We start from the raw sequence: 3,941 nt of genomic DNA on the forward strand, positions 1-3,941 counted from the left end.
TTGTTGTCGCGCCTCGAACGCCAGCCTGTTTTGGATGTCGGACGTTGGACCCGTGACGAGCTCTACGAGGACGAGCGATGAAGGTCGCGCTCGACACCAATGTCCTTGCCTACGCGGAAGGGATCAACGGTGCCGAGAAGCGCGATATCGTTCTCGAACTGCTGCGCAACCTGCCGCAAGAGGCTGCAGTTATTCCCGTTCAGGTCCTTGGCGAGCTGTACAACGTTCTCGTCCGCAAGGCCGGAAGACCGCCTGTGGAAGCCCGGGATGCCCTCCTGGGTTGGCACGACGCGTTTCCAGTTGCCGCGACAGTGCAAGACGTAATGATGATGGCGGCTGATCTGGCTACGGACCACCACTTCAGCATTTGGGACGCGGTCATTCTGTCCACCGCTTCCCAAACAGGTTGTCGGATGCTCCTTTCGGAAGACCTGCAAGATGGCTTCACATGGGGTGGGGTAACTGTCGTCAGCCCTTTCGCATCGCCGCGTCACGTTCTGCTCAATGCTCTCTTGGGGGAGTCTTCTGGATAGAACGCGAAAGACCGAGACGATCCGCTTTTCATTGGCGCTTGGACGTGGTACCAGCCAGCGCCAATCCTGAAAGGGAAGAAACGAGTCGGCGCTGTCCATTCCGGTCCAGCGCTTTTTTGTATTCCCCCACCGCGTTTTATATTCAAGGGACTGGCCATGGCAAAAATCATCGAAACGTCCACCGGCGCATTGGCGCTGACCTTTGACGACGTGCTGCTGCAGCCCGGCCATTCCGAGGTCATGCCCGGCGAGACCGATGTCCGCACCCGCATCGCCGGCGACATCGACCTCAACGTGCCGATCCTTTCGGCGGCGATGGACACCGTCACCGAGGCCAGGCTCGCCATCGCCATGGCCCAAGCCGGCGGCATTGGCGTCATCCACCGCAATTTCTCGCCGGCCGAACAGGCCGAGCAGGTGCGGCAGGTCAAGAAATTCGAATCCGGCATGGTGGTCAATCCTGTCACCATCGGCCCCGACGCGACGCTCGCCGACGCGCTGGGCCTGATGCGCAGCTATTCGATCTCGGGCATTCCGGTGGTCGAGAATGGTGGCACTGGCGGCCACAAGGTCGGGCGGCTGATCGGCATCCTGACCAATCGCGACGTGCGCTTTGCCTCCGATCCGGCGCAGAAGGTCCATGAGCTGATGACCCGTGACAACCTGATCACGGTCAAGGAGAACGTCGACCAGGACGAGGCCAAGCGGCTTCTGCATCAGCACCGCATCGAAAAGCTGGTTGTCGTCGACAGGCAGGGCAACTGCGTCGGATTGATCACCGTCAAGGACATCGAGAAGTCGCAGCTCAACCCGCACGCCAGCAAGGACGCACAGGGCCGCTTGCGCGCCGCCGCGGCCACCAGCGTCGGCGATGACGGCTATGAACGCGCCGAACGTCTCATCGATGCCGGCGTCGACCTTCTGGTGATCGACACCGCGCATGGCCACTCGCAACGCGTGCTCGACGCGGTGACGCGCGCCAAGAAACTCTCCAACTCGGTTCGCATCCTGGCCGGCAACGTCGCCACCGCCGCGGGCACGCAGGCGCTGATCGACGCCGGTGCCGACGCCGTCAAGGTCGGCATCGGTCCGGGCTCCATCTGCACCACCCGCATCGTCGCCGGCGTCGGCGTGCCGCAGCTCTCGGCGATCATGTCGGCGGTCGAGACGGCGCACAAATCCGGCGTCTCGGTTATCGCCGATGGCGGTATCAAATATTCCGGCGATCTCGCCAAGGCGCTCGCCGCCGGCGCAAGTGCCGCCATGATCGGCTCGCTGCTGGCTGGGACCGACGAAAGCCCCGGCGAGGTCTATCTGCACCAGGGCCGCTCCTTCAAGGCGTATCGCGGCATGGGCTCGGTTGGCGCGATGGCCCGCGGCTCCGCCGATCGCTACTTCCAGGCCGAGGTGCGCGACACGCTGAAACTGGTTCCGGAAGGCATCGAAGGGCAGGTTCCCTACAAGGGACCTGTGTCTGGCGTGCTGCACCAGCTTGCGGGCGGCTTGAAAGCCGCTATGGGTTATGTTGGTGGCCGCGACCTTGCCGATTTCCGCGAGCGCGCCACTTTTGTGCGCATATCCAATGCCGGACTTCGTGAAAGCCACGCCCATGACGTCACGATTACCCGCGAAAGCCCGAACTATCCCGGCGGAGCCTGACCAGTACGGGCTCGGGCGGAACCTGACGGCAACGATCCTGCGGCTGTCTCGCCACGCAGGCGCGCTCTGTTTCCTGTCGGCGGTGGTTTTCATCGCCATGACGGCTCTGGAATTCTTCTATTTCCGCCAGTTGAGCGGCGGCTTGCCGTCGCTCGACATGCGCATTTTAGGGTTTACGCCGGACGAAGGCATGGCCTGGCTGACAGCGCTCGGCCGGCGCGGCGGCGAGATCATTCTCGTCTGGCACTATCTGACCTTCGATCTGTTGTTCCCGGCGCTGCTGTCGGTCACGCTGGTCAGCCTCATCCTGGCCACCGGCCGGCGATTGAAGGCTTTCCGCGTGCTGCCGGCGCAGCTGCAGTCGATTTTCGCGTTGGTCCTGGTGCTTCCCTACACGCTTGCACATTACGTTCAGAACTTTGCGGTGGCGCGGCTTCTGTCCGATTTCCTGTCGGCCAACCCGGACTCGCTGTCTTTCGCCTCGGCGCTCACCGTCACCAAATTCGCGCTTTTCGCCATACCGGTGATTGTCATCGCGGCCTTCTGGCTGGCGGGCCAGAAACGCCAGGCCTGATGCCGCACGCGAAGCCCAACCGGGCAGGGGGCACTTGATGAACCAGACCACGATCTTCTGGCCCGTTCTCGCGCATGTGCTGCTGATCTACATCGTCTACTGCGTCCTGGGTCGTCGCAGATACGGCGCAATCAGGTCAGGCGAGGCGAAGGCCGGTCAGTTCAAGGTGCGTTCGGCCGAACCGGCCTCCAGCGTCACCGTTGCCGCCAATCTCACCAACCAGTTCGAACTGCCGGTGCTGTTTTACGTGCTGTGCCTGACGCTGCACCTGACCAACGGCGTCAACTATCTGACCTTGTCGCTGATGTGGATTTTCGTCGCGTCCCGCTATTTCCATGCCTGGATTCACCTGACCAGCAACAATCTGCTGCTGCGCAGCCGGTCATTCTTCGTCAGTGCGGTGATTCTCCTGCTGGGATGGATCTGGTTCGCGCTGCACCTGCTCGGCGCGGTCTGAGCAGAGCGCTTCTGCCTTCTCCCACAGGGGAGAAGGGAAGTCCGTTCGCCTAAAGGTCGAACACCGCGATCTTGCGCTTGTCGAACTTGATGCCGATCTCGCCGCGTACCAGCTTGAGCGCGGCCTCGCCGAACACCGCGCGCCGCCAGCCTTGCAGCGCCGGTACGTCGGCTTCCTCGCCCTCGGCGGCGATACGGTCGATGTCGTCGCTGGAGGCCAGCACCTTGGAAGCGACGCCCTCCTTTTCGGCAACGATCCGCAGCAGCACCTTCAACAGTTCCGCCGCGGCGCTCGAGCCCTCGGGCGGCTGGAAACTCTTTGGCAGTTTCGGCATCTCTTCCTTGGGCAAGGCAAGCGCGGTGTTGACCGCGCCAAGCAGCGCCGTTGCCGTCGAGGAGCGCTCCCAGCCCTTCGGCGTCGTGCGCAGCTTGCCGAGGGCTGCCGCGTCGCGCGGCGCCTGCTGCGCCACCTCGTAGATCGCGTCGTCTTTCAGAACGCGGCCGCGCGGCACGTCGCGTTCGCGCGCCTCGCGCTCGCGCCACGCCGCAACGCCTTGCACGATCGCCAGTTCCTGCGGTTTCCGCAACCGCATCTTCAGCCGCTTCCAAGCGTCCTCGGGATGAGGATCATAGGTCTCGCGGGAGGTCAGGACCTCCATCTCCTCGTTGAGCCAATGGGCGCGGTTTTCTCGCTCCAATTCGGCGCTGAGGTGCTGATC

Annotated in this window: 5 protein-coding genes and 1 pseudogene; 5 read left to right on the forward strand and 1 reads right to left on the reverse strand. The window is 63.3% G+C overall.

Going from position 1 to position 3,941, the window contains the following annotated elements; translation table 11 throughout:
* The 5 genes and pseudogenes from EN750_RS40880 to EN750_RS22420 all read left to right on the forward strand — a co-directional run.
* Positions 1-81, forward strand: a pseudogene (locus tag EN750_RS40880) (type II toxin-antitoxin system prevent-host-death family antitoxin); the annotation flags it as partial.
* Positions 78-533 carry a PIN domain-containing protein gene (locus EN750_RS22405; protein WP_127397672.1) on the forward strand — a complete coding sequence of 152 codons (456 nt, stop codon included), beginning with the start codon at positions 78-80 and terminating at the stop codon, positions 531-533. The pseudogene EN750_RS40880 and the gene EN750_RS22405, both read left to right, overlap by 4 nt.
* A 156-nt stretch (positions 534-689) precedes the next feature.
* A complete protein-coding gene (guaB, locus tag EN750_RS22410; RefSeq protein ID WP_127269487.1) occupies positions 690-2,192 on the forward strand; it encodes an IMP dehydrogenase in 1,503 nt (500 codons plus the stop codon).
* Positions 2,143-2,766 (forward strand): hypothetical protein, encoded by a 624-nt coding sequence (locus EN750_RS22415; protein ID WP_127321445.1) that lies wholly within the window; start codon positions 2,143-2,145, stop codon positions 2,764-2,766. Before guaB ends, EN750_RS22415 begins: the two co-directional genes overlap by 50 nt.
* Before the next feature lie 37 nt (positions 2,767-2,803).
* Positions 2,804-3,223: an MAPEG family protein gene (locus tag EN750_RS22420; protein WP_127269489.1), complete on the forward strand. Its 420-nt coding sequence runs from the start codon at positions 2,804-2,806 to the stop codon at positions 3,221-3,223.
* A gap of 49 nt (positions 3,224-3,272) precedes the next feature.
* Here EN750_RS22420 and EN750_RS22425 read toward each other — a convergent pair.
* Positions 3,273-3,941, reverse strand: a 669-nt coding sequence (locus tag EN750_RS22425) for an HRDC domain-containing protein (protein WP_189526383.1), incomplete at its 5' end; no start/stop codon positions are given.

The organism is Mesorhizobium sp. M7A.F.Ca.ET.027.03.2.1 (genome assembly GCF_003999175.1).
Taxonomy (GTDB): domain Bacteria; phylum Pseudomonadota; class Alphaproteobacteria; order Rhizobiales; family Rhizobiaceae; genus Mesorhizobium.